This is a genomic window from Mesorhizobium sp. CAU 1732, assembly GCF_039888675.1.
Lineage (GTDB): Bacteria > Pseudomonadota > Alphaproteobacteria > Rhizobiales > Rhizobiaceae > Aerobium.
Genome location: NZ_JBDQQR010000001.1, coordinates 2,522,881 through 2,547,581 on the forward strand (window position 1 = coordinate 2,522,881; position 24,701 = coordinate 2,547,581).

Genomic DNA, 24,701 nt, shown 5'->3' on the forward strand with positions numbered 1-24,701 from the left:
TCAATGTCTCCTGGCATGGATTTAACAAGAGCGATTCAGGCCGCTTCGATGCGAACGAAATGGTCATCGCCGATCGGGCTGAGTTGCGTGGCCGACACCTCGGCGCCGACGGGTCGTGTCGGGCTCATGATGGTGCGGGCTTCCAGTTGGCGTATCTTCCGCAGGGCAGGGTGGGCGACGGGCACAGCATCCAGAAGCCGTTTGGTATAGGCGTGACGCGGATTGCGCAGCACGGCGTCGCGCGGGCCGATCTCGACGATCTCGCCCAGATGCATGACCGCAATCCGGTCGCTGACCTTCTCCACCACCGCCATGTCGTGTGAGATGAAGAGTATCCCGACGTCGAACTCGTTCTGGATTTCCTCGATCAACCCGAGGATTTGCGCCTGGATCGAGACGTCCAGCGCGGAGACGGGCTCGTCCGCGATGATGACGCTCGGCCGCAAGGCAAGCGCGCGTGCGATACAGATGCGCTGGCGCTGGCCCCCGGAGAAATTATGAGGATAGCGCTTTGCAGCGGCGGCAGGCAGCCCGACACGCTCGATAAGGGCAGCGACTTCCTTTCGGCGCGAGGCCGTGTCTCCGCGCCTGTGGATGTCGAGGGGTTCGGCGATGATCTGCTCGACGGTCAAACGTGGGTTGAGCGACGCATAAGGGTCCTGGAAGATCATCTGTATGTCGGCCCGGGCCGACATCATCTGCAATGGCGACAGGGATGCGATGTTCTTCCCCAGCAGGTGGATCGTGCCGGAGGTTGGCTCGATGAGGTTCATGAGAGCCTTGGCGGTCGTGGACTTGCCGCAGCCGCTTTCGCCAACGATGGCGAGCGTTTCGCCGCGATGGACCTTGAAGGAGACATTCTCAACGGCGTGGACGTTGGCGACGATGCGCTTGAGCAGCCCCTTGTGGACAGGGTAGCGCACCACGAGCCCGTCGACCTCGAGGACGGGGGTCGCGTCCGCGGTCGGCTGGAAGGGCGGCATGGCGTCGGGATTGGCGCCCAGCTTGGGCGCGGCGGCGAGAAGCGTGCGCGTGTAGTCGTGGGAGGGTGCCTCGAAGACGGATCTCACCTCCCCCGTCTCGACCCGCTCTCCCTTCAACATGACCACAACCCGGTCGGCTATCTCCGCCACTACGCCCATGTCGTGCGTGATGAACAGGATGGACATGCCGGTTTCGCGCTGGATGGTCTTGAGCAGATCGAGAATTTCAGCCTGGACGGTGACGTCGAGCGCCGTCGTCGGTTCGTCGGCGATCAGAAGATCGGGCTTCAATGCCAGCGCCATGGCGATCATCACCCGCTGGCGCATGCCGCCGGACAACTCGTGCGGATATTGCTTCAGCCTTTGCTCTGGTGCCGACATGCGAACTTGTTTCAGCGCCTCGAGGCAGATCCTGTCAGCTTCAACGGTCGGCATCTTCCTGTGTCGCAGGACGGCTTCGCGGAGCTGGAAACCGATCGTCAGGACCGGGTTGAGCGACGTCATCGGGTCCTGGAAGATCATCGAGATGCGCGATCCACGGATCGTCTGCATCTCGTTCTGGCGGAGGCGGAAGAGATCGGTGCGCCCGCCCTTGTCGTCATGAAGCCACGCTTCTCCCTTCGCAATCGTGGCGCCGGAAAACTCGATCAGCCGCATCAACGATTTCGCCGTGACGGATTTCCCCGAACCCGATTCGCCGACCAATGCGACGACCTCGCCACGTGCGATGTCGAGATCGAACGACTTCACGGCAGGTTCGGATATGCGGCCGAACGTGACCTGGAGATCGCGCAGGCTGACGAGCAGGTTCGGGGAGGTTTCGTTCATGGCGCTGCGTAGGCCCTGATTTCGACGAGGCAGTCGCGCCGGGCCGTGGTGCCGGTCACGACGGAAAGGGCTGGCGGTTCATGGCCCTCGATCCAGGTGTTCCACGCCTCGCGGAACTCGGCGAATTGCGACATCTCGGCCAGCCAGATCTGGACCATGAGCAGCTTTGCCCGCGAGGTGCCGACCGTTTTGAAATGCTTTTCAATGATGTCGAGAATCTCGACGGTCTGTTCTGCGAGCGTGCCGGATTTGTCCGGTGCCGTCAGGCAGACCGAGACGAGTTCATCCGTTCCCGCGCCCAAGGCGATGTTGGGCCCCCCGGGCCGCGTTACCCGTCCAAGCTTGACGATCTCCATGCCTCACTCTCCCTTGGTGCGGCAGGCGGTGACGACGAGTTCGACGAGCAGGTCCTCGCGATAGAGGTCGCCGGAAATGCAGGTGCGCGCGGGTGGGTTCTCGGCGTCGGCCCATTCGTTCCAGGCCGCGTTCATGGCGCTGAAATACCGCATGTCCTTCAACCAGACATGGACGACGAAGATCGAGCCCTGGTCCTCGCCCATCTCGGCAAGAAGCGTGTCGAGGCGGCGCAGGGCCGAGCGCGTCTGTTCCTTGATGTCGCCATCGAGTGTTTCGGGATGGATGCCGGAAAAGAAGATCCAGTTGCCCTGTGCTGCGATCTGAGCGCGCCGTGCGCCGTCGAGCGTGTCGATATGTCTGCGTTCGATCATGAATTCGGCTCCTAGATGTTCTTGAGTTTTGGATCGAAATGGCTTCTGAGCGCGTCGCCGACGAGGTTGATCGACAGGACGGTCAGGAAGATCGCAAGGCCGGGAAAAAGCGCCATCCACCACGATGTGCTGATGTAGGCGCGGGAATCGGCCAGCATCGAACCCCAAGTGGGGATGGTGGGCGGCACGCCGAGACCGAGGAAGCTCAACGCGGCTTCGGAGATGATGGCGGTCGCCATGGCGAAGGTCGCGACGACGACCATGGATGGCACGATGTTCGGCAGGATGTGGCGCGAGAGAATGCGCGCCGGGGATGCGCCGAGCGAGCGCGCGGCGACGACGAATTCGCGCTCGCGCAGCGCCATGGTTTCGGCGCGCGCCAGGCGGCAATAGGGAATCCAGCGTTGCGATGCGAGCGCGATGACGATGATGCCGAGGCCCTGGCCGAGAAAGGCGACGATGGCGATGGCCAGAAGCAGCGGCGGGAACGCCCAGAAGACCTCGAGCCCCTTCTGGATGAGTGAGTCCGTCCGTCCGCCGAAATAACCCGAGACGACGCCAAGAAAGACGCCGACCGCGCCCGAGACGATCACCACGGCAAGGCCGATGACGAGTGAGATGCGCGAGCCGTAGATGATGCGGCTGAGAAGATCGCGGCCGACGTGATCGGTCCCGAGCCAGTGCGGCCCGCCCCATTGCGGCGCGGTCATTGCGCGCATCAAATCCTGCCGCGTGGGATCGTAGGGCGCGATGAGCGGGGCAAATATCGCTGCAACGACAAGAAGCGCGATGACGGTGATGCCGAACAGCACCTTGGGTGCCATGAGATAGCTATAGCGGTGATGGAAGGAGAGGGTGGCAGCGGTCATGGTCACTTCATCCGGATGCGCGGATCGATGGTCGTGTAGAGAATGTCGATGAGGACGTTCACCAGCACGAACAGTGTCGTGTAGACGAGGACCAGCCCGACGATCAGCGGATAGTCGCGATAGGTGATGCTCTGGATGAGCAGCATTCCGATGCCCGGCCAGGAAAATACCGTCTCCACGATGATCGCGCCCGAGATCAGCGCGCCGAATTCGAGACCGATAATGGTGACCACGGCAACGAGCGCGTTGCGGAAGGCGTGGCGCCACAGGACGACGCGCTCGGAAAGCCCCTTGGCGCGCGCCGTCATGACATAGTCTTCGCGCAGGCTCTCGGCCACGGTGGCGCGGGTGAGCTGCATGATGATGCCGGTCATCGACGTGCCCAGAACGATGGCCGGCAGGGCGAGATGACGCAGCGCCGTCCAGAACGCATCGAACCGTCCCTGGATGAGCGCGTCTATGGTCAGGAAGCCGGTTATGGAGGGCAGGTCCATGCCCCACGGTTCACGTCCGCCGGACGGCAGCACGTTGAACGTGCCGGCGAAGACGAGAATGAGCAGGATGCCGAGCCAGAAATTGGGCATCGACACGCCGAAGAAGCCGACGAGCGAGCCGGCATTGTCGAGAAGGGAGTTCGGACGCGCTGCCGACAGGACACCGAGCGGAATGCCGATGAGAACGGCGAGAAGCGTGGCGTAGATCGCCAGTTCGATGCTGGCGGGCAGCCGCGCCAGAACCAGATCGAGGACCGGCTCGCGGTAGCGGAAGGAGGAACCGAAATCGCCGGTGACGGCGTTTTGCAGGAAGCTCAGATACTGGACCGGGGCCGGCCGGTCGAGGCCCCAGGCTTCGACGATCCGCTGGCGGTCTTCCGCAGACGTTTCGTCGCTGACGAGCATGCTGACCGGATCGCCCGGCGCGAGCTGCGTCAGCGCAAAGACCATAAGCGACACCATCAACAGAACGGGGATGACCCCGATCAGGCGCCTGACGAGATAGCTGGCCATTGCTGCGTCCTATCGAATTCCTGGGTGGGTTTCTCCCGATCGGTCAAGGCCGGGAGAAACGGGCGACGGCTGGCCGTCAGTCCTGCCGGATGTGGATTTCCCATCCATCGACGCGGTCGGCGGGGCGGGGCGTGAAGTCGACGCCATCCGCGACGCCCCAGGCCATTTGATGCAGCCACAGGAAATGTGCCGGCGCGTCCTCGGTGATCAGTTCCATCGCTTTGCGCACGGTCGCGACGCGTTGATCGACGTCGAAGGTGCGCCGTTCCGCCTGAAGCAGGCGATCGACTTCGGAGTTGGAGTAGTCCAGGCGCGGCGAGCCGTCAGTTTCGAAGTACTGGCGCAGCGCCCTTGATGGATCGAGCATCTGACCGCGGCCCATATAGTAGAAGGGTACGCCTCCGGCCTGCACGTTGGCCCACAAGGTCGCCCATTCCGGCGTGCGAAGGTTCACCTTGAACCCGGCATCCTCCAGCATGGGAACCATCGCTTCTGCGATCTGCCGATCGGTGGTGTAGCGGCCGACAGGTGTATAGAAATCGATTTCGACGCCGGACAGCCCGGCTTCTTCGAGCAGCGCACGGCTTTTCTCGGGCGCGAAATCGTAGGGCGTCCTGAAATCAGGGTCGTATCCGAACTGGCCTTCGCCGACGGGGCCGTCAAGCAGGGTCGCACGACCATCCAGAAGAGCGGCGACGATCGCCTCGCGATTGATCGCATGGGCCACGGCCTGCCGCGCTTCCTTGACATCCCACGGATGCGTGCTCGGATTCATCGCCAGGAACATCATCTCCACCGAATTGGCGAAGGTGGCATGCGCGTTCGGCAACTCGTCGACACGGGCGACGAGTTGGGGCGGAACGCCCTGCGCGATCTGGATTTCGCCGTTGGACAGAGCCGTCACACGCTGCTCCGGCTCGGCCATGATGCGGTACATGATCTGGTAAGGGTTGGTCGGCGAGACCATCGGGTGGTCGTCGACACGCTCCAGGACCATATGGTTGCCGATGGAGATTTCGACGAGGCGATAAGGCCCGGCACCATAGGCGTGGTTGCGGTCGGCATCCTGACCATATGCGTCGTAGAGCTTCTTCGACGTCACGGGCAGCAGGCTGAGATTGTCCGGCAGCGTGGCATCGGGCTCTTTCGTGGTGATGCGCACGGTGCGATCGTCGACGATCTCGGTGCTCTCGATCGAGGCGACGACGAACTGGCGCATCGAATTGGGATCGTTGCGCGTGCGCTCGATCGAATGCACGACATCCTCGGCAAGGATCGGGTCGCCGTTATGGCGCTGCCAGTCGGACCGCAGCCTGATTTCCCATACCCGCTCGCCGACCGGTTCCACGCTCTCGGCGAGGTAGGGAACCATTCGGCCCTGTTCGAAGTCGAAACGCGTGATGCAGCCATAGACCTTGCACCACAAGCTGCCGATCAGCACCACGGCGTCGCCGTAAGGGTTGTAACCCTGGATCGTCTCCGTGATGCCGACGGCGATTCGCTCGCGCGTCATTTCCTCGGCCTGCGCGCCCATACCCATCAGCATGGTGGCGATGCAGGCACCGGTCAGAAGTCGCTTAATGCCCATTAGACTATCTCCATATCGAGACGGCGCGCTGCCCCTTCAGAGGTCTGTCGCGCGGCCGGATCAGGTGTTCCCGTCACTTCGGCCGAAGCCGGAAGCGAGCGGACGATTGCACAGGCCACATGATAAGTAAATACTTACTTACTTGAGTTTTTGTGCTATGCGTCGATCAATGGCAGGCGCGGCAGCGAGGATGGCGCAGCCGGCCCAAGGACAAGATGGAGGATGGCGTGTCGAAGGCGGCAGGACAGGAAAGTCGGGTTTCGTCGGCCGACACGAAGGAGCGAATTCTTCAGGCTGCTTTGGCTGAATTTTGCAATCACGGATATGCGGGCGCCAACATAGCGCGCATCGTCGCTGCCGCGTCCTGCAACGTGCGCATGATCTACCACTATTACGACAACAAGGACGGACTCTACCGGGCGTGTCTGGAGCGCGTATATGCGCAGTTGCGCGCCAGCGAGGAAGAGCTTCACTTCTGGGACGCTTCGCCTTCTGAAGGCATCGCGAAACTGACCCGCTTCACCTTCGAATATATGTGGAACAACCCGCAGTTCCCGCGCATGATGATCAACGAAAACCTCAATGAGGGGCGTTTCGTTCGGGATATATCCAGCGTCAATTCAAGCTCGCGCCCGCTGCTGGAACACATCGAACTGCTGGTCGATCGCGGCTTGGAAACCGGTGAGTTCAAGCGCCGCCAAAATGCGCTCGACATCTATCTGACGATTCTGGCGCTGTCCTTCATCCACATCTCCAATCTGCACACGCTGATGGCCACGTTCGGCTTCGACGCGCGTTCCCCCGATTTTCTGGAGCGGCGCAGGGAGCAGGCGGTCGATATCGTTCTGGCGCATCTGCGCGGCCACTAGATCGCCACTCGTGCATCCTGACGGGCGCACGAGTGGCGATCGATCTCTTTGTTTGAGCATCGGAACAACCCGAAAACCGGTTTCCACTTTCGGTCCGATCTCCAATCCTGATCGAGGGAATTTTGATGTCTCATGATGAATCGCATGGCTCGGTCCATGCGCGCGGAAACGGCATGGTCGCCAGTCCGCATGTGGCAGCGAGTGAGGCAGGGAGAAAGGTTCTCGCCTCAGGCGGCAACGCCATCGAAGCTGCGATTGCCATGGGCGCCGTGCTCGCCGTCGTCTATCCGCATTTTTGCGGTCTGGGAGGAGACGCGGTCTGGGTGGTCGCCGACGGCGAAGGCAGGTCGACGAGCTTTCTCGGCATCGGACAAGCGGGCGAAGCATGCGCCGACATTCGAGGTGAGGTCCCCGTGCGCGGCCCCGCTTCGGCACTGACGACGGCCTGCGTCGTCGATAGCTGGGGCAGGGCGCATGCGTTCTCGCAGAGCCGGTGGGGAGGGCTGATGTCGTGGTCGCGGCTTCTCGAACCGGCTATCGAACTTGCGCAGCGCGGTTTTCCCGTCAGCAGGTCTCAGGATTTCTGGCTCGATTACCGAAAAGAGGACTGGCCGGCATGGCCCGGTTTTGCGTCACTCTTCGGCGAGGCGAGCCCGGCCGGTTCCCTGTTCCGGCAACCGCATCTCGCCCGGACGCTGTCGCACGTCGCCGAAGAGGGTGCCCGCAGCTTTTACGAGGGCGATCTTGCCCATCGGATTGCGAAGGGCCTGGCCGAGGCGGGCGCACCCTTGAGCGCCGCCGACCTCGTTCGTACGCATACGCGCACTGCCAAGCTCGAAAGCGTGAAGTATCGCGGGTTGACCCTTCTGGCACCCACCGCCCCTACGCAGGGGATCACCACGCTTTCGATCATGGCCACACTCGAAAAGCTCGGGATAGCCGACGTGGGCGAGGGGACATCCGATTTTTATCATCTCATTGTCGAGGCCATCAAACAGGCGTTCCTGGAGCGCGACAGGATCGGCGACCCTGATCATGATGCGTTCGACCTGTCGGTCCTGTCCGCCGCCTCCATTGCGCAGAAGGCGACGGCAGTCGATCGACAGGTGGCGCGGCCGTGGGCGGACGAGTTCGCCACCGGCGATACCGTGTTCTTCGCCGCCTGCGATGGCGACGGGCGCGCGGTCAGCGTATTGCAAAGCATCTATTTCGACTGGGGCAGCGGCGTGGTCGCCGGCGACACCGGCATCCTGTGGCAAAATCGCGGGGCCGCATTTGCGCCTGCGGGTGAACCCGTCAACGGCTTGCGACCCGGTGCACGCCCATTTTATACGCTGAATCCTGGAATTGCTTTGAAGGACGGACGCCCGCATCTGCTGTACGGCACGCAAGGAGCCGATGGGCAGCCCCAGACGCTCGCCACATTGCTCGTTCGTTTGATCGATCACGCAATGCCGCCCCAGGCGGCCCTTGCCGCGCCTCGCTTTCTTCTGGGAAGAACCTTTTCCGACAGCCGCGACAATTTGAAACTGGAGCGGAACGTCGGCCCGGGTGTCGCCGACACATTGGCGGCAATGGGCCACGAAACCGTCCTGCTTGAGCCGCTCAGCCCGCTGTGCGGTCAGGCCGGTGTCATCCGCATGGATGATGACGGAGTTTCCGGCGCGCATGATCCGCGCGGCGATGGCTGTGCATTGGCGTTGCGCTAAAACGGATTGATGCCGGTCGCTTCCCTTCTCAGGGTTGCCGCTTTCAGACCCAAGGGCGAGGCTCGACCATGGGAGGTTGCCACTTTGGCAAGCCGAGCCTCAAGCCCCGCTGACCCCCTCGTCAGCACGATCATGCTGACATCGCCGGCCGAGTCGCGCAATTCGCGCGCAGGGCGATCCACAACAAAGGTATGAATTCAACCTCTATCGTCTATCTGCCGGCTCCGGCGCCCCCGATCTAGCAGGCCGGGTTGAACCGATGCTGTCTGTCACACCCGGTTGATCGCATAGGCGGCTTCGGCGGCGAGAGGCGCGAAGCGCGAGGCGAAGGCGCTGGGCGTCCATTCGCTCAAGGAGCCGGCTATATGGATCGCGCCGAGCGGGCGGCCGCCGGCACCACGTATGGCGACACCCAGCGCCACCTCGCCCACCAGCACCTCCTCGACGGTAAGCGCATAGCCGTCGATGCGGGCTTCGCGGACCTTTTCGCGGACCTCGCGCGGGTCGGTGATCGTCTTGTCGGTGAAGGGTCGCCGGTCGGAGCGCGCGATGATGTCGTCGACCTCGGCATCGCCCAGATGCGCCATCACCGCACGGCCGCCGGAGGTGCAGAAGGTGGGCACGCTGTGCCCCACCAATGTCGCGAAGAAGGTCTCGCGCTTGCTCTGCATCCGCGCCGCATAGACCATGCGCAGGTCGTCGTGCAGGCTGAGATCGATGCGCTCGCGCGCGTTGCGGCGCAGGTCGAGAAGAACCGGCGTCGCCCTTTCCACCAGCGGGTTCAGGCGAAGATAGTCGTAGGCGTGATCCAGCATACGGATCCCGGGAACGTAACCGCGATCGGCCTCGTCGCGCTGGATATAGCCGAGCGTCTGGAGCGTATGAACGACGCGCTGGGCGGCGCTGCGGCCGACGCCGCTCATCTGCGCGATCGCGCTCAGGCTGAGTGGGCTCTGGCTGCGATGAAACGCCGACATAACCTGGAGCGCCCGCGCTGCCGACTGGAGAAACAGCGGGTCTTCCTGCTCCTCCTCGCTTGGCTCGCGGGCACCGTCTTCCCCGCTGGTGATGCTGCGCAGCATGGATCCCCCTTTGACGGTTGACGACGCGTCATACCGCCTCTACCGTAAGACGATATAAACGTATCGCTAAGCGATACAAGCACCATCAAACCGAGTCGACAAAGTGGTACCCCTCTGAATGACGAAGCGTGTTGCCATTGCAGGTTTCCTGCACGAGACGAACACGTTTGCGCCGACAAAGGCTCTCTACGAGAATTTCGAACAGGGCGGCGGCTACCTGCCGATCAGCCGCGGCGAGGAAATCCTCGCCCGCTGCGGCGGCGTCAATCTGGGCATCAGCGGCTTCGTCGATCATTCGCGGGAGGCTGGCTGGGATCTCGTTCCGCTGCTGTGGACCGGGGCCATCCCGTCGGCGCATGTGGAACGCTCGGCCTATGAGCGGATCGCTGGCGAGATTGCGGACAGGCTGCGCGAGGCGGGGCCGATCGACGGTTTGTTGCTCGACCTGCACGGCGCGATGGTGGCCGAGCATCTGGACGACGGCGAAGGAGAGCTTCTGCAGCGGCTGCGGGCGATCGTCGGCCCGTCCGTACCGATCGCCGCAAGCCTCGACCTGCACGGCAACGTCACCGCCCGCATGGTCGAGATGGCCGACGTGCTCGTCGCCTTCCGCACCTATCCGCATATCGACATGGCCGAGACAGGCGTTCGGGCCGCCGTGCAGCTCGACCGGCTGATGGCGCGCGGACGCCCCTTCGCCAAGGCTTTCAGGCAACTGCCTTTCCTGATCCCGATCCCATGGCAGTGCACGATGATCGAGCCTGCCGGCTCACTCTATGAAGACGTGCGCGCAGCCGAGACCGGCGCGGTGTCGAGCACGTCGATCCTGACCGGCTTTCCCGCAGCGGATTTCGAGGACTGCCTGCCGAGCGTGCTTGCCTATGGCGAGACGCAGCAGGACGCCGATGCCGCGGCTGGCCGGCTGGAGCGCGCCTTCCTGGAGCGCGAAGGACTGTTCGCGGGCCGTGCCTATGCGCCGGCCGAGGCGGTCGCGGAAGCAAGGCGGATCGCGGCAACCGCGTCACGACCGGTGGTAATCGCCGACACGCAGGACAACCCCGGCGCGGGCGGCGATTCCAACACCACGGGAATGCTGAGGGCGCTCCTCGACGGCGCCGCCGAGAATGCCGCGATCGGCATCATCGTCGACCCCGACGTGGCGCGCGCCGCGCACGATGCCGGCGAGGGCGCGGAGATCGAGGTCGACCTGGGCGGCAAGTCCGGCATTCCCGGCGATGCGCCGCTTCGTGCGCACTACCGCGTGGAACGACTGTCGGATGGCAGGTTTGACGCGACCGGCCCCTATTACGGTGGTGCGGCCATGAATCTCGGTCCCTCCGCCTGCCTCTCGATCGGCGGCGTTCATATCGTCGTCTCGACCTACAAGGCGCAGATGGCGGACCGGGAGATGTATCGCTTCGTCGGCATCGATCCCGAGCGCAAGGCCGTACTGGTCAACAAGAGCTCGGTGCATTTCCGGGCCGATTTCGAGCCGATCGCCGAGACGATACTGGTTGCGACGGCGCCGGGACCGATGGCGCTCGATCCTGCCGATCTTCCATTCACCCGGTTGCGAGCGGGGACGCGCATGTCCCCGCGAGGACCGGCCTTCCAGCCGAAGGAAATCAATCGCCGCGCAGGCTGATGCGGCGGACAAAAAAAGTCGGCGACAAGACCGGCCGAACAACCGGCAAACCAAACAAAAGAGGGTAACGATGAGCTTCATGTCACGCGACTTTTCGCAATCCGCCCTGACGAAGGGGCGCTCCATTCTGGCCGCCGCGGTGCTGGCGGCTTCGACCGCGCTGGTTCCGACGGGCGCGGCACTTGCACAGGACGGCGAGACGATCACCGCCGTTATGCATTCGGGCCTGCGCGTGCTCGACCCGATCATCACCACGGCGCATATCACCCGCAACCACGGTTACATGATCTACGACGTCCTGATCGCCGTGGACGAGAATTTCGCGGTCCACCCGCAGATGGCCGATTTCGAGGCCTCCGACGATGGCCTGATCTATACGTTCACGCTGCGGGACGGGCTCCTCTTTCATGACGGCGCACCGGTCACGGCGGCCGACGTCGTCGCCTCCCTGGAACGCTGGGGCAAGCGTGACTCGGGCGGGCAGATGATCTTCGATGTGACCGCAAGCCTCGAAGCCACAGATGACAAGACCGTCACCTGGACGTTGAGCGAGCCGTTCGCACCGCTTCTCGAGACGGTCGGCAAGCCCGCAGCGGTGCCCGCCTTCATCATGCCCGAGCGTATCGCCAAGACCTCGCCGGACGAGGCGATCACCGAATATGTCGGCTCCGGCCCCTTCTCCTTCGTCGAAGAGGAGTTCCAGCCGGGTGTCTCGGTCACCTATTCCAAGTTCGAAGACTACGTCCCGCGCGACGAACCCGCCAACTGGCTGTCGGGCGGCAAGGTCGTCAATGTCGAGACGGTGCGCTGGGTGACGATGCCCGATGCGCAGACCGCGATGAACGCGCTCGTTTCGGGCGAGATCGACTATCTCGAGCAGGTTCAGATCGATCTTCTGCCGATCCTGGAGGCCGCCGCTCCCGACGTGGTGGTCGAAATTCGCGATCCGCTGGGCTTCCAGACCATGGGCCGAATGAACTTCAAGCATCCGCCCTTCGACAACCAGCAGATCCGCCAGGCCGCATTGATGGCCATGGGCCAGGAAAACGTGCTGGCGACGCTGGTCGGCAATCCGGACTACTACTCGCTTTGCGGCGCGATCTTCGGCTGCGGCACGCCGCTCGGCTCCGAGACCGGCAGCGACACGCTCAAGAGCGGCGGCAACGCAGAAGCCGCACGCGCGCTTCTGGAAGAAGCCGGCTATGACGGCACGCCCGTCGTCGTGATGCAGCCCACCGACGTGACTTCGCTCACCGCGCAGCCGGTCGTCGCGGCCCAGCAGCTTCGCGAAGCTGGATTCACGGTCGATCTGCAGCCGATGGATTGGCAGACGCTTGTGACGCGCCGTGCGAGCCAGTCGGCTCCCTCGGAGGGCGGCTGGAACATGTTCTTCACCAACTGGGCGATTCCGGAGATCAACACGCCGCTCGTCAACGCGATGGTGAACGGACGCGGCGACGATGCCTGGTTCGGCTGGCCGGAGGACGAGGCGATGGAAACCCTGCGTGACGAATATATGGCTGCCGACACGCCCGAGGCCCAGGCCGAAGTGAGCGAGCGGATCCAGGCTCATGCCATGGACTTCGTGACCTACGTGCCGCTTGGCCAGTATCAGGAAGTCCAGGGCCGGCGCAGCAACATCGTGGACATGATCCCCGCGCCGGTGCCGGTGTTCTGGCAGATCGACAAGAGCGAATAGTCCGTCGACTGCACCGCCCCCGGGGTTCCGCTCCGGGGGGCCTGCCTGACTTTCAAGGGACAATCGAGCCAATGCTGGGCTACATCATCCGGCGCATCCTCGCCGTCATCCCGGTGATGGCGATCGTCGCGGTCTTCGTCTTCCTGCTTCTGCGGCTGACGCCGGGCGACCCCGCCGCGATCCTCGCCGGCGATTCCGCCACGCCGGCCCAGATCGAGCGCATCCGTGAATCGCTCGGTCTCGCGGACCCTCTGCACCTCCAGTTCGTGACCTGGATCGGGCAGCTCGCGCAGGGCGACCTGGGCACATCGATCATCTCGAACCAGCCGGTCACGCGCCTGATCGGCCAGCGCATCTGGCCGACATTGCAGATAGGCACGCTGACCATCATCCTGTCGGTGCTGATCGCCGTGCCGCTCGGCGTGCTCGCCGCCTGGCGACACCGGACATGGGTCGACTACGCAGTCATGAGTTTCTCGGTGCTCGGCTTCTCGATCCCGGTCTTCGTCATCGGTTACATCTTCATCAAGATTTTCGCGATCGACCTGCGCTGGCTGCCGGTGCAGGGCTACACCGCGCCGTCCAGCGACCTTCAGGCCTTCTTCACCCGCGCGATCCTGCCCTGCCTGACGCTGGCGACGATCTATGTCGCGCTGATCGCCCGCATGACGCGCGCGAGCCTGCTCGAGGTGCTGGGCGAGGACTATGTGCGCACGGCCCGCGCCAAGGGCGTCAAGGAGCACATCGTGCTGTTTCGCCATGCGCTGCGTAACGCGGCCGTGCCGATCATGACCATCATCGGCACCGGTTTCGCGCTGCTGATCTCGGGCGTGGTGGTGACCGAAAGCGTCTTCAACATTCCCGGCATCGGGCGGCTGACCGTCGATGCGATCCTCGCCCGCGACTATCCGGTGATCCAGGCGATGATCCTGCTGACCAGCGCGATCTACGTCTTCATCAATCTCCTGATCGACCTGTCCTACACCTTCTTCGACCCGAGGATCCGCTACTGATGGCCGCTCATCCTCAACCGACCTCAGCCATGCAGGTCGTGCTCGGCGCGATCCGGTTGCCGCGCCGCTGGCGGCTGGGCTTCGGGCCGATCATCGCCGCGATCGTACTGGTGCTGATCGTCATCGCCACCGCCACGGCCTATCTGTATGTGCCGCACAATCCGATGCGCATGGACGCGCTCCAGCGCCTGAAAGGACCGAGCGAAACCTACTGGCTCGGCACCGATCCTTACGGACGCGATCTCTTTTCCCGCGTCATGATCGGCGGCCAGGTCTCGCTCCTGATCGGCATCGGCGCGGCGATCGTCTCGGTCGCCATCGGCCTTGCGATCGGTCTCGTTTCCGGCTTCTTCCGAATGGCCGACGCGATCATCATGCGCATCATGGACGCGCTGATGGCGATCCCGTCGATCCTGCTCGCCATTGCGCTCGTCGCGCTCAACGGGCCGAGCATCTGGTCGGTGATCTTCGCGATCACCATTCCCGAAATCCCCCGCGTCGTCCGCCTGGTCCGCTCGGTGGTGCTGTCGGCGCGCGAGGAGCCCTATGTCGAAGCCGCGATCGCGCTCGGCTCGTCGATGCCCAAGATTTTGTGGAAGCACCTGATGCCGAACACGCTCGCACCGCTGATCGTGCAGGGCACCTATATCTGCGCCTCGGCGATCCTGACGGAGGCGATCCTGTCCTTCCTGGGCGCGGGCGTTTCGACCGAAATTCCGACCTGGGGCAACATCATGGCGGAGGGGCGCGTGTTCTTCCAGATCAAGCCGGAACTGATCTTCTGGCCGGGCCTGCTTTTGTCGCTGTGCATTCTGTCGATCAACCTTCTGGGCGACACCGCGCGCGACCTGCTCGACCCGCGGCTGAAGAAGCGGGAGGCGTAAGATGTTGTTCCGCAATCGGCAATTCGCCGAATCCGCCGTCGCGCTGAAGATCGAGAAGCTGTCCGTGGCGACCGCCGGCACGCACGAACCGTTCGCCATTCTCGACGCCATCGACGTGACGATCCGGGAGGGCGAAACCGTTTGCCTGGTCGGCGAAAGCGGGTCCGGCAAGTCAGTCACGTCGCTCGCCATCGTGGGCCTCCTGCCCAAGGACGCTCTGGAAGTCACCGGCGGTCGCATCGAGCTGGACGGCGGTAATCTGCTCGATCTCGACGCGTCGCAGATGCGTGAACTGCGCGCCCGGCGCATCTCGATGATCTTTCAGGAGCCGATGACCGCGCTCAATCCGGTGATGAGGGTCGGCGACCAGATCGAGGAGGTGCTCGACAGCCATACCAGGCTGCCCTCGCGCGAAAAGAAGCGCCGCGTCATCGACATCATGCAACAGGTGCACCTGCCCGACGTCGCGCGCATCTACGGATCGTACCCGCACCAGCTTTCCGGCGGCCAGCGGCAGCGTATCATGATCGCCATGGCGCTGATCCTCGAGCCGAAGCTGCTGATCGCCGACGAGCCGACGACGGCGCTTGACGTGACGACGCAGAACCAGGTGCTCAAGCTCATCGCGGAACTGCAGGAGCGGCACGGCACCGCCGTCCTTTTCATCACCCACGACATGGGCGTGGTCGCCGAGATCGCCGACACGGTCTATGTGATGCGCCAGGGCGAGATCGTCGAACATGCGCCGGTGGAGACGCTGCTGCGCGCACCGCAGAAAGACTACACGCGCAAATTGCTCGAGGCCGTGCCGAGCCTGATACCGCGCGAGGCAAGGCCGCTGCGCGGCGACCAGCCGGTGCTCGACGTCAGGGGACTGAACAAGACCTACGAGCTGGGGGGCTTCTTCCGCAAAGGGTCGGCCACGAAGGCCGCGCAGGACGTGAACTTCGCCATCAGGCCCGGCCAGACGCTGGGCATCGTCGGCGAGAGCGGTTCCGGCAAGTCGACGGTGGCGCGGTGCGTCATGCGGCTCATCAATCCCACCGACGGCGAAATCCGCGTCGGCGGCGCCGACATCGCCAGGCTCGGGCGTTCCGCGCTCCAGCCGCATCGCAAGCGGATCCAGATCGTCTTCCAGGACCCGTTCCGCTCGCTCAATCCGCGCTGGACCATCGGCGACAGCCTCATCGAAGGACCGCTCAATTTCGGGCAATCGCGCAAGGAAGCGCTCGCCCATGCGAGCGAGTTGATGGAACTGGTGGGACTGCCGCGCGACGCGCTGAAGCGCTATCCGCACCAGTTCTCCGGCGGCCAGCGGCAGCGCATCGCGATCGCCCGCGCCATTGCGATGCGGCCCGACATACTGGTCGCGGACGAGGCGGTCTCGGCGCTGGACGTGTCGGTGCAGGCGCAGGTGCTGAAGCTGCTGGACGAATTGCAGGAAAGACTGGGCATCGCCATCCTCTTCATCACCCACGACCTGCGCGTCGCCGCGCAGATATGCGACGAGGTGGTGGTGATGCAGCACGGGCGCATCGTCGAACACGACACGGCCCAGAACGTTCTGGCCCGTCCTGCGCATGACTATACCCGCGCGCTGATCGAGGCGGCGCCCGGCCGGAAATGGGATTTCGCCAATTTCCGGGAACTCGAAACGGCCTGACATTTCCACACAGGAGCACGCAATGCCGACCTTGCCGCGGATCGAAGACTACGCTGACGAACTGACCGCCATCAGGCGCGACCTGCACGCGCATCCCGAGATCGGCTTCGAGGAGACCCGGACAGCCGGGATCGTCGCCGAGAAGCTGCGCTCCTGGGGCATCGAGGTGCACACCGGCATCGGCAAGACCGGTGTCGTCGGCGTGCTCGAAGGCAAGCGCGGCGGCGGCCGCACGGTCGGCCTGCGCGCGGACATGGACGCGCTGCCGATGGACGAGGAAACCAACCTGCCATGGCGTTCGAAGACGGCGGGCAAGTTCCACGGCTGCGGCCATGACGGCCATACGACCATGCTTCTGGGCGCGGCGCGTTATCTCGCCGAGACGCGGGACTTCGCGGGCACGGCGGTGTTCATCTTCCAGCCCGCGGAGGAAGGGCTGGGCGGCGCGCGTGCGATGATCGCCGACGGGCTGTTCGAGCGCTTCCCCTGCGACGAGATCTACGGGATGCATAACAACCCCGAGGCCGCGCCCAACAAGGTCGGCGTCAAGCCGGGACCGGCCATGGCGGGCGCCACGTTCTTCGATATCCACGTCAAGGGCGTCGGCAGCCACGGCGCGATGCCGCACCAGTCGAAGGACCCGATCGTGGCGGTGACGTCGCTGGTGCAGACGCTGCAATCGATCGTCAGCCGCAACGTGCCCGCGACAAGCCCTGCGGTGCTGTCGGTGACGCAGATCCATTCCGGCTCCGCATATAATGTCGTGCCGGACAAGGCCGTCATCTGCGGCACCATCCGCTATTTCGACGACGAGGTGAAGGAGCTGATCCACCGGCGCATCCACGAGATGTGCGAAGGCTATGCGAAGCTGTTCGGCATCGAAGTCGAGGCCGACCTGCGGCCAATCTTCACCGTGCTGATGAACGATACCGACCTCAGCGAGGCCTATCTGGATGCCGCCACCGACATCGTGGGGACGGACAACATCACCACCACCAACGAGCTGATGATGGGCAGCGAGGATTTCGCCGACATGCTCAAGGCCGTTCCGGGCGCCTATTGCACCATCGGCCATGGCGGCGACGTGCCGGTGCACAATCCGGGCTTCATCTTCGACGACGCCATCCTGCCGGTCGGCGCCAGCGTCATGGCGCGGATCGTCGAGAAGCGCCTGCCGCTCGCCTGAACGACAACAGAAAGCCAAGAGACGCCCGATGAATCTCAATGCCCTTCCCTTCGACACCGACGCGATGGTGGCCGGCCTCAAACCGTGGATCGAGTGCGAAAGCCCGACCTTCGACGCGGCCGCCGTCGACCGGATGATGGATCTGGCCAGCTACGATCTCGCGGCCGCCGGCGCCGTGATCGAGCGCATTCCCGGCCGCATGGGTTTCGGCGGCTCGGTGCGGGCACGGTTTCCGCACAAGGATTTCGGCAAGCCCGGTATCCTGATCTCGGGCCATCTCGATACGGTGCACCCGGTCGGTACGCTGGAAAAGCTGCCGTTCCGGCGTGAAGGCGACAAGTGCTACGGGCCGGGCATCCAGGACATGAAGGGCGGCAACTACGTCAGCGTCGAGGCGATCCGCCAACTGGCGCTGGCCGGCATCGAGACGCCGCTGCCGGTGACGGTGCTGTTCACGCCCGACGAGGAGGTCGGCACGCCCTCCACCCGCGCGCTGATCGAGATGGAGGCGCGCAAGAACAAATACGTGCTGGTGCCGGAGCCGGCGCGCCCCGACGGCGGCGCCGTGACCGGGCGTTATGCGATCGCCCGCTTCAACCTCAAGACCGAGGGCCGCCCCAGCCACGCCGGTTGGGCGCTCAAGGAGGGCCGCTCCGCCATCGCGCTGATGGCGCAGAAGCTGCTGGAGGTCGAGGCGATGACGAGCGAAGACTGCACCTTCTCCGTCGGCGTCATCCATGCGGGCCAGTGGGTCAACTGCGTCTCGTCGCTGTGCCAGGCGGAAGCGCTGTCCATGGCCAAGCGGCAGGAAGACCTCGACCGTGGCGTCGAGGCGATGCTTGCCATGGCGACGGAACAGAACGACGTGACCTTCGAGGTGACGCGCGGCGTTACCCGTCCGGTCTGGGAGCCCGATGCGGGCACGATGGCGCTCTACGAGGTCGGAAGGCAGGTCGCCGCCGATATCGGCTTCGACCTCACCCACGGCAGCGCCGGGGGCGGCTCGGACGGCAATTTCACCGGCGCGCTGGGCATCCCGACACTCGATTCCATCGGCGTGCGCGGCGCAGGCCTGCACACGCTCAACGAGCATATCGAGGTGGAAAGCCTGGCCGAGCGGGCGCGGCTGGTCGCGGGGCTGCTGGTCCGTCTCACCTGACGCACCAGATCGTCAGATTGGAGGCATGGGTGTTTTGGACCGTCTGATGCTTCGGGTGCGTCCGTCCATCCAGACCCTTCCGGATCGCGTAGATGATTGACGTCTCGAACCCGATTCATGGGGCGCGAGCCTGGTCGTAGAGATGACAGGCGACGGTTCTCCGGCTATCGACCTGCACCATGGGTGGCATCTGTTCGCCACATCTGGCGTGCGCGCTGGGGCATCGCGTGCGGAAGGGGCAACCTGATCCCGACAGTGCGCCGGTCGGAGCGTTGGCCTGCGCCCGCAGTTCCAGGCGTTCCTGACGCTTGCGTTCGCGCTCGCGGGGGTCGGGCGGAAGCACCGACGCCAGAAGCATCTTCGTGTAGGGATGCCGGGGATCCGCATAGACCGCGTCCGCCTCGCCGACTTCGACGATCCTGCCCAGATACATCACCGCGATGCGGCGGCTCATGTGCCGGACCACGCTGAGATCGTGCGAAATGAACAGGTAGCTGATGCCCAGACTGTCCTGAAGCTCAAGCAGGAGATTCAGGATCTGGCCCTGTGTGGAGACATCGAGCGCACTGACGGCTTCGTCGCACACGACGAGGCGCGGCTTCGATGCCAGCGCATGGGCGATCGCGACGCGTTGCTTCTGGCCGCCGGAAAGCTCGGCGGGAAAGCGCGCGGCGTGGTAGGGGGCCAACTGCACCCTTTCCAGTAGCTCGTCGCGCACCCGGACGCGGTCTTTCGCCGAACCCGGTTCATGACCGGCGATGACCTGATCCAGTATTTGGCCAACGCGGTGGCGCGGGTTGAGCGACGAACTCGGGTCCTGAAACACGATCTGCACGTCGCGGCGATAGGAAAGTGGCGTCGTGCGCCCAAATCCCGTGACGCTTACCCCATCGAAATCGATGCGTCCGGCTGCGGCCTTCTCCAGGCGCACGATGGCGCGGCCTATGGTTGTCTTTCCCGAGCCGGACTCGCCGACGAGGCCGAAGGTCTCGCCTTGTTCGATGGAGAAGGACGCGTCGCGAACCGCGACAAAGCGTTTGCCGCCCCATATCGCGCCGCCGCCGGCCGGATACTCGATGGTCAGGTCCTGGACTTCAAGCAGGGTGGGCATCGCTCAGGCCTCTACCATTGCCAGTTCGCCCGCGCGCAGGCATCGGCTGCCTGCCACCAGCGGCACCGGAGAGATGGTGCAAGCTTCGATGGCGAAGCGGCATCTCGGGTGGAAGCGGCAACCCTGCGGCAGGTTCCACGGTGGCGGCACCCGCCCGTCGATCGTGGGCAGCCGGCCCCCTGCCGCCGATGAAGAATGCGGCGTCGCTTCCATCAGCGCGCGCGTATAGGGGTGACGCGGCGCATCGAAGACATCGGCGACATTTCCGGTCTCGACGATCTGGCCCGAATACATTACGCCGACGCGGTCGCAGGTCGCGGCTACCACGCCGAGATCGTGGGTGATGAGAAGGATCGCCATGTCCATCTCCTGCTGAAGCTCGTGCATGAGGTCCAGCACCTGCGCCTGGATTGTGACGTCAAGGGCCGTCGTGGGTTCGTCCGCCAGCAGCACTTTCGGCTCGCATGTCAGCGCCATCGCGATCATCGCGCGCTGGGCCATGCCGCCCGAGAACTGGTGCGGATAGTCGTCCAGCCGCAGTCTGGCATTGGGTACGCCCACGCGATCGAGCAGTTCGACGGCACGGTCTCGTGCGGCGGCGCGCGACAGCTTCTTGTGGGCCTGCAAGGGTACGATGATCTGGTCGCCGATCGTGTGGACGGGCGAAAACGCCGCCATCGGGTCCTGGAAGATCATGGCGATTTCCGCGCCGCGCACGCGCTGCAACTCGTGTTCGCCGGCTGCTGCGAGGTCGCGGCCGCCAAAGTGTACACTGCCTCCGGTGACCACGCCGGGCTTCGGTGTCAGGCCAAGTATGGCCAAGGCAGTTTGCGACTTTCCGCTTCCCGATTCACCGACCAGCCCGAAGGTTTCGCCGGCTCGAAGAGAAAAGCTCACGCCGTCGAGTACGCGGGCGCCGTCATTGCCGATGGGAAATTCGATCGTCAGCCCTGACACGTCGAGGATGCTGGCTGTTCCAGCCGTATCGTTTTTCTCCGCAGCCGACGGGACATCGGTCGCAACGGATACAGGCTGCGCGGCGGTAGCCGGTCTCGCGCGCTTGCTTGAGACCGGCCTACGCGTTCCCGTCAGAATGTCGCGCAAATCGTCGCCCAGCACATTGAAGAGCAGGACGGAAAAAGTGATCGCGAGCCCGGACGGTATCGACAGGAACGGATGCACGCCCTGGTAAATTCGCGCGTCGTTGAGCATCGAGCCCCAATCGGCCGCATCCGCATCGACGCCGAGGCCAAGAAAGCTCAACATGGCGATGATCAGTTGTGCCGACCCGAGCAGGATCGCGGTCTCCACGACCAGAGGACCGATCATGTTCGGCAGGATTTCGCCGAAGATGATGCGGGGCGTGGGCAGACCGGCCACCGTGGCCGCATCGACATAGCGTCTCTGGCGTTCACGCAGCATCACGCCGCGCGCGATGCGGATATAGGCGATGGCGAAGATGACCGCGACGGCCAGCGTGGTCGGCACGATTCCCTTGCCCACCAGAGCGATGATTGCAAAGGCGAACACAAGCGCCGGGATCGATTGAAGGGCATCGACCACGCGCATCGCCACGCTGTCCCACCAGCCGCCGAGATAACCTGTCAGCAAGCCGATGGACGTTCCCGCGACCGCGGCGAGCGCGACGCTGACGACAGCCGCGCCGAGGGACACGCGCGCCCCGTAGATGACGCGCGAGAGCACGTCGCGGCCAAGCGAGTCGGTGCCCAGCCAGTGATCCAAGCTCGGCCCCTGAAGACGACGCAATGTGTCCACCGCCTCGGGATGATATGGCGCCACCACCGGCGCGAAGATCGCCGTCCCGGTCAGCAGTGCCAGCATCACCAGACAAAACAGCGACGCAGGTCTTCTCAGGAGCTGGTCCGACCAGGTCGATGTCCGGGCGGCGTCCCGATCGGTCATTTGCGGTGCAGCCGATTGACTTGAGGTCATGCGGGTCTCGCTCTGGGGTCCAGTGCGCCGAGGAAGACGTCGACGACGAGATTGATGGCCAGCACGAAACACGCGACCAGCAGCACGCCGCCTTGAAGCAATGGCATATCGTTTGTCACGATCGCTTCGAGAAGCATCGAGCCTATGCCGGGAAGGGCGAACACATGCTCCATGACGACGCTAGCCGAAACGATGACGGCCATCTGCAGACCGATTACCGACAACACCGGCACAAGCGCGTTCTTGACGACGAAGCGCAAGGCGATCGTCCGCGACGATGCCCCCGCGGCGCGCATCGTCTGAACGTATGGCGAGGCCGACGCCTCTATGACGGCGCCTCTTACCTGCCGCGCGATGACGGAGAAGGCGTGGATGGAAAGGCCGATGCACGGCAGCACGAGGCCGCGCATCCACGCCAGCGGATCGACCGTCAACGGCGTGTAGCCGATGACGGGGAACCAGCGCAGGTGAACCGCGAATGCCATGGCGAGAAGCAGCCCGAGCCAGAAGCCGGGGAGCGCCAGCCCCAGCGAAACGACCAGTGTGATGACCCTGTCGGCGATCGATCCGGGTTGCAGCCCACCGGCTATCCCGGCCGTCAGGCCGACAACGAGGGCGATCGCCATCGCGCCGAGGCACAGGGCCAAGGTTACCGGCAGCCGCCGCACGAGTTCGCTGGCCACGTCATGTCCGTGAAGGTATGAGCGGCCGAGGTCGCCCCCTGCCGCCTGTCCCAGCCATGCGGCATAGCGGGTAAGGGCGGGGCGGTCGAGGCCGAGTTCCGCACGCTTCATGGTCTCCTGCTCGGGCGTGGCGCTATCGCCCAGCGACAGGGTCACCGGGTCGATGGGCGACAGCTCCGCCATGAAAAACAGGAGCGTCGAGACGAGGAACAGCACCCCGAAGGAAGCGGCCAGGCGGTTGACGATCAGCTTGCGCAAGCGGCTATCTCGCTGGGATCGCAGACGACGCAGGCGGTGAGCCGGCCGGCGCTTGCGTTGTTTGATGTGGATGAGGCCGGCATTTCGGCCGGCCTCATAGGGAGGTTACTCGACGATCCTGACCTCGGCATAGCGGAAGACCGTCGGCTTCATCACGGTCGGGACGAAGTTCTCGACCTTCTTCGGATTGTAGGCCCAGACGGTGTTCTGCTCGAAGAAGCCGCAATCGAGCGCCTTGTCCTCGATATATTTCACGACGTTCTGCCAGCCTTTTTCCTGCTTGGCGGCATCGGAGATGGCCAGCGTCTCCTCGACCAGCGCGTCGAGTTCCGGAACGGCGACGCCGAACGGATTGCCGACGCCGCCAGGGCCGAAGCGGAACTTGTAATAGTCGTAGGCTCCGTAGCTTTCCGCGGCGCTGGTGTTGATCTGCATGGGATAGCGGTTGCTCTGGTAGTAAGTGAAGTACTGGCCGGCCGAGAGGAGCTCGATGTTCACCTCGATGCCGATCTGGCCGAGCTGGCTCCTCATGAGCTGGGCGAACTGCTGGCCACGCGGGTATGTGGGCAGCGTGAACGAAATCTTCGGATCGCCTGCTGCGGCGAGGTAGGATTTCGCTTCCTCGATGTTCTGCGTGTAGCCCGTCAGGCCCGGGTTGTGCCCCGGCATGCCGGCGGACAGGCGCTGGGTTGCGCCCTTGCCGTAGCCAGCAAGTGCAGCGTCGATCCAGGGCTGAACGTCGATCGCGGTGCAGATCGCCTTGCGGACATTCTCGTCGGCGAAAGTTTCGTTGCGGTCGAGCATCAGCACGTGCATCAGCATGGACGGCGCGCTGGCGACTTCCAACTGCTGGAATTCCACGGCCTTTGCGAGGTCGCCCGGCAGTTGCGCCACGTCCACCTGCCCGGTGATCAGCGCGTTGGAGAGTGTGTTGGGGTCGTTGATCGTCAGCATCTCCACGCGCGCGGGGCCGACATTGTCGCGGTCGTAGTAGTCGTCGAAGGCGTCCACGACGATCTTGGTGCCGAACTGGGATTCGGCGGTGTTGAACGTCCACGGTCCGGTGCCTGCGGGCTCGGTCTTGAACTTTTCATCTCCCAATGTCGCAGGAGACATGAACCAGGCGCCGCGTGATGCGAGGTTATGAAGCAGCGTGGGGGCCGGGCCACTCAGTTCAAGCACGAGTTCGTGGTCGGACGGAGCCTTGATACCCGACACGCGCTCGAACATCGCGGCGTACTGGCTCTTGGACCCGCGCGTTCTCTCGAGGTTGATGCGGGCGGCTTCGGCATTGAACGGCGTGCCGTCATGGAAGACGACATCGGAGCGCAGCTTGAAGGTCAGCGCCATCTCGGTCTGCTCCCAGCTTTCGGCGAGCTTCGGCAGCAAGGTTGCGCCATCGGCAGCGACATCGACCAATCCCTCGAATAGAAGCGCGAGATAGGCCTCGCCCGGCTTGTTGAGGATTTCCCAGTCGTTGAGCGGCGAGTCGATGCCGAAGCGCAGTGTGCCGGACGGTTCGGCGAATGCGTCGGCGGAGATGCCTGCAACCGATACGAGCATGGTGCAGGCGAGCGCCCCGGAAAGAAAAGCCCCGCGCCTGGTGTGGAATGAAGGTGTGATCAATTCTAGCCCTCCTGTGCAGGCTTTTTGTGGAAATCACGCAATCGATTTCCGAGCCTTTGATGTGTATTTACTCAAAAATTCCCCTGAAAACACCGGAAAAACCTATCGTTTCCGATGCCGCTGGCCCTTGCTGAGCTCTGTTCTGTTCGAGAAGCATG

20 protein-coding genes are annotated in these 24,701 nt (G+C 64.0%); 9 read left to right on the forward strand and 11 right to left on the reverse strand.

Annotation, left to right across the window (positions count from 1 at the left end; translation table 11 throughout):
• Nucleotides 1-35: 35 nt before the first annotated feature.
• The 6 genes from AAFN55_RS12335 to AAFN55_RS12360 form a co-directional block, all read right to left on the reverse strand.
• Nucleotides 36-1,811, reverse strand: a complete 1,776-nt coding sequence (locus AAFN55_RS12335) for an ABC transporter ATP-binding protein (protein WP_347799126.1) — start codon at nt 1,809-1,811, stop codon at nt 36-38.
• Nucleotides 1,808-2,167, reverse strand: a complete 360-nt coding sequence (locus AAFN55_RS12340) for a Rid family hydrolase (protein WP_347799127.1) — start codon at nt 2,165-2,167, stop codon at nt 1,808-1,810. The genes AAFN55_RS12335 and AAFN55_RS12340 overlap by 4 nt, the downstream gene beginning before the upstream one ends.
• Nucleotides 2,168-2,170: 3 nt before the next feature.
• Nucleotides 2,171-2,539, reverse strand: a complete 369-nt coding sequence (locus AAFN55_RS12345) for a RidA family protein (protein WP_347799128.1) — start codon at nt 2,537-2,539, stop codon at nt 2,171-2,173.
• An 11-nt stretch (nt 2,540-2,550) separates the two neighbouring features.
• Complete coding sequence (locus tag AAFN55_RS12350; protein WP_347799129.1) at nt 2,551-3,408, reverse strand: ABC transporter permease; 858 nt, start codon at nt 3,406-3,408, stop codon at nt 2,551-2,553.
• 2 nt (nt 3,409-3,410) lie between these two features.
• Entirely contained in the window at nt 3,411-4,415 is a 1,005-nt protein-coding gene (locus tag AAFN55_RS12355) for an ABC transporter permease (RefSeq protein ID WP_347799130.1), read from the reverse strand.
• Nucleotides 4,416-4,491: 76 nt separating this feature from the next.
• Complete coding sequence (locus tag AAFN55_RS12360; protein WP_347799131.1) at nt 4,492-6,003, reverse strand: ABC transporter substrate-binding protein; 1,512 nt, start codon at nt 6,001-6,003, stop codon at nt 4,492-4,494.
• A gap of 227 nt (nt 6,004-6,230) precedes the next feature.
• Here AAFN55_RS12360 and AAFN55_RS12365 point away from each other — a divergent pair, with 227 nt between their 5' ends.
• Both AAFN55_RS12365 and AAFN55_RS12370 read left to right on the forward strand, forming a co-directional pair.
• Nucleotides 6,231-6,872 (forward strand): TetR family transcriptional regulator, encoded by a 642-nt coding sequence (locus AAFN55_RS12365; RefSeq protein ID WP_347799132.1) that lies wholly within the window; start codon nt 6,231-6,233, stop codon nt 6,870-6,872.
• Between the two features lie 125 nt (nt 6,873-6,997).
• Entirely contained in the window at nt 6,998-8,581 is a 1,584-nt protein-coding gene (locus AAFN55_RS12370) for a gamma-glutamyltransferase family protein (RefSeq protein WP_347799133.1), read from the forward strand.
• 269 nt (nt 8,582-8,850) lie between these two features.
• Here the strand turns inward: AAFN55_RS12370 and AAFN55_RS12375 are convergent, their stop codons facing one another.
• Nucleotides 8,851-9,663, reverse strand: coding sequence for an IclR family transcriptional regulator (locus AAFN55_RS12375; protein ID WP_347799134.1), 813 nt, complete (start codon nt 9,661-9,663; stop codon nt 8,851-8,853).
• 118 nt (nt 9,664-9,781) lie between these two features.
• Between AAFN55_RS12375 and AAFN55_RS12380 the strand changes: the two genes are divergently transcribed.
• The 7 genes from AAFN55_RS12380 to AAFN55_RS12410 all read left to right on the forward strand — a co-directional run bounded on the left by AAFN55_RS12380 (nt 9,782) and on the right by AAFN55_RS12410 (nt 18,912).
• Nucleotides 9,782-11,308, forward strand: coding sequence for a M81 family metallopeptidase (locus tag AAFN55_RS12380; RefSeq protein ID WP_347799135.1), 1,527 nt, complete (start codon nt 9,782-9,784; stop codon nt 11,306-11,308).
• Between the two features lie 70 nt (nt 11,309-11,378).
• A complete protein-coding gene (locus tag AAFN55_RS12385; protein WP_347799136.1) occupies nt 11,379-13,007 on the forward strand; it encodes an ABC transporter substrate-binding protein in 1,629 nt (542 codons plus the stop codon).
• Nucleotides 13,008-13,078: 71 nt separating this feature from the next.
• Entirely contained in the window at nt 13,079-14,020 is a 942-nt protein-coding gene (locus tag AAFN55_RS12390) for an ABC transporter permease (protein WP_347799137.1), read from the forward strand.
• 29 nt (nt 14,021-14,049) lie between these two features.
• A complete protein-coding gene (locus AAFN55_RS12395) occupies nt 14,050-14,904 on the forward strand; it encodes an ABC transporter permease (protein WP_347800253.1) in 855 nt (284 codons plus the stop codon).
• A 1-nt stretch (nt 14,905) separates the two neighbouring features.
• A complete protein-coding gene (locus AAFN55_RS12400; RefSeq protein ID WP_347799138.1) occupies nt 14,906-16,567 on the forward strand; it encodes an ABC transporter ATP-binding protein in 1,662 nt (553 codons plus the stop codon).
• Between the two features lie 22 nt (nt 16,568-16,589).
• Nucleotides 16,590-17,753 carry a M20 aminoacylase family protein gene (locus tag AAFN55_RS12405; protein ID WP_347799139.1) on the forward strand — a complete coding sequence of 388 codons (1,164 nt, stop codon included), beginning with the start codon at nt 16,590-16,592 and terminating at the stop codon, nt 17,751-17,753.
• Between the two features lie 28 nt (nt 17,754-17,781).
• Complete coding sequence (locus AAFN55_RS12410; RefSeq protein ID WP_347799140.1) at nt 17,782-18,912, forward strand: M20/M25/M40 family metallo-hydrolase; 1,131 nt, start codon at nt 17,782-17,784, stop codon at nt 18,910-18,912.
• Nucleotides 18,913-19,027: 115 nt separating this feature from the next.
• On the opposite strand, the gene AAFN55_RS12415 is transcribed toward AAFN55_RS12410, so the two are convergent.
• From AAFN55_RS12415 to AAFN55_RS12430, 4 genes are all read right to left on the reverse strand, one after another.
• The gene (locus AAFN55_RS12415) at nt 19,028-20,023 is read right to left on the reverse strand and encodes an ABC transporter ATP-binding protein (RefSeq protein ID WP_347799141.1); all 996 of its coding nucleotides are present in this window, start codon (nt 20,021-20,023) and stop codon (nt 19,028-19,030) included.
• Nucleotides 20,024-20,026: 3 nt separating this feature from the next.
• On the reverse strand, nt 20,027-21,976 hold the full coding sequence (locus AAFN55_RS12420; RefSeq protein ID WP_347799142.1) for a dipeptide/oligopeptide/nickel ABC transporter permease/ATP-binding protein: 1,950 nt from the start codon (nt 21,974-21,976) through the stop codon (nt 20,027-20,029).
• Nucleotides 21,973-22,917, reverse strand: a complete 945-nt coding sequence (locus tag AAFN55_RS12425) for an ABC transporter permease (RefSeq protein ID WP_347799143.1) — start codon at nt 22,915-22,917, stop codon at nt 21,973-21,975. Before AAFN55_RS12425 ends, AAFN55_RS12420 begins: the two co-directional genes overlap by 4 nt.
• Before the next feature lie 105 nt (nt 22,918-23,022).
• A complete protein-coding gene (locus AAFN55_RS12430) occupies nt 23,023-24,543 on the reverse strand; it encodes an ABC transporter substrate-binding protein (RefSeq protein ID WP_347799144.1) in 1,521 nt (506 codons plus the stop codon).
• Nucleotides 24,544-24,701 lie beyond the last annotated feature (158 nt).

Excerpts from the sequence above, each read along its gene's own strand:
- AAFN55_RS12390 (WP_347799137.1), top strand. The coding sequence starts at position 13,079 with ATGCTGGGCTACATCATCCGGCGCATCCTCGCCGTCATCCCGGTGATG.
- AAFN55_RS12380 (WP_347799135.1), top strand. The coding sequence starts at position 9,782 with ATGACGAAGCGTGTTGCCATTGCAGGTTTCCTGCACGAGACGAACACG.
- AAFN55_RS12395 (WP_347800253.1), top strand. The coding sequence starts at position 14,050 with ATGCAGGTCGTGCTCGGCGCGATCCGGTTGCCGCGCCGCTGGCGGCTG.
- AAFN55_RS12350 (WP_347799129.1), bottom strand. The coding sequence starts at position 3,408 with ATGACCGCTGCCACCCTCTCCTTCCATCACCGCTATAGCTATCTCATG.
- AAFN55_RS12415 (WP_347799141.1), bottom strand. The coding sequence starts at position 20,023 with ATGCCCACCCTGCTTGAAGTCCAGGACCTGACCATCGAGTATCCGGCC.
- AAFN55_RS12345 (WP_347799128.1), bottom strand. The coding sequence starts at position 2,539 with ATGATCGAACGCAGACATATCGACACGCTCGACGGCGCACGGCGCGCT.
- AAFN55_RS12360 (WP_347799131.1), bottom strand. The coding sequence starts at position 6,003 with ATGGGCATTAAGCGACTTCTGACCGGTGCCTGCATCGCCACCATGCTG.
- AAFN55_RS12420 (WP_347799142.1), bottom strand. The coding sequence starts at position 21,976 with ATGACCTCAAGTCAATCGGCTGCACCGCAAATGACCGATCGGGACGCC.
- AAFN55_RS12355 (WP_347799130.1), bottom strand. The coding sequence starts at position 4,415 with ATGGCCAGCTATCTCGTCAGGCGCCTGATCGGGGTCATCCCCGTTCTG.
- AAFN55_RS12405 (WP_347799139.1), top strand. The coding sequence starts at position 16,590 with ATGCCGACCTTGCCGCGGATCGAAGACTACGCTGACGAACTGACCGCC.
- AAFN55_RS12385 (WP_347799136.1), top strand. The coding sequence starts at position 11,379 with ATGAGCTTCATGTCACGCGACTTTTCGCAATCCGCCCTGACGAAGGGG.
- AAFN55_RS12375 (WP_347799134.1), bottom strand. The coding sequence starts at position 9,663 with ATGCTGCGCAGCATCACCAGCGGGGAAGACGGTGCCCGCGAGCCAAGC.
- AAFN55_RS12410 (WP_347799140.1), top strand. The coding sequence starts at position 17,782 with ATGAATCTCAATGCCCTTCCCTTCGACACCGACGCGATGGTGGCCGGC.
- AAFN55_RS12370 (WP_347799133.1), top strand. The coding sequence starts at position 6,998 with ATGTCTCATGATGAATCGCATGGCTCGGTCCATGCGCGCGGAAACGGC.
- AAFN55_RS12400 (WP_347799138.1), top strand. The coding sequence starts at position 14,906 with ATGTTGTTCCGCAATCGGCAATTCGCCGAATCCGCCGTCGCGCTGAAG.
- AAFN55_RS12340 (WP_347799127.1), bottom strand. The coding sequence starts at position 2,167 with ATGGAGATCGTCAAGCTTGGACGGGTAACGCGGCCCGGGGGGCCCAAC.
- AAFN55_RS12335 (WP_347799126.1), bottom strand. The coding sequence starts at position 1,811 with ATGAACGAAACCTCCCCGAACCTGCTCGTCAGCCTGCGCGATCTCCAG.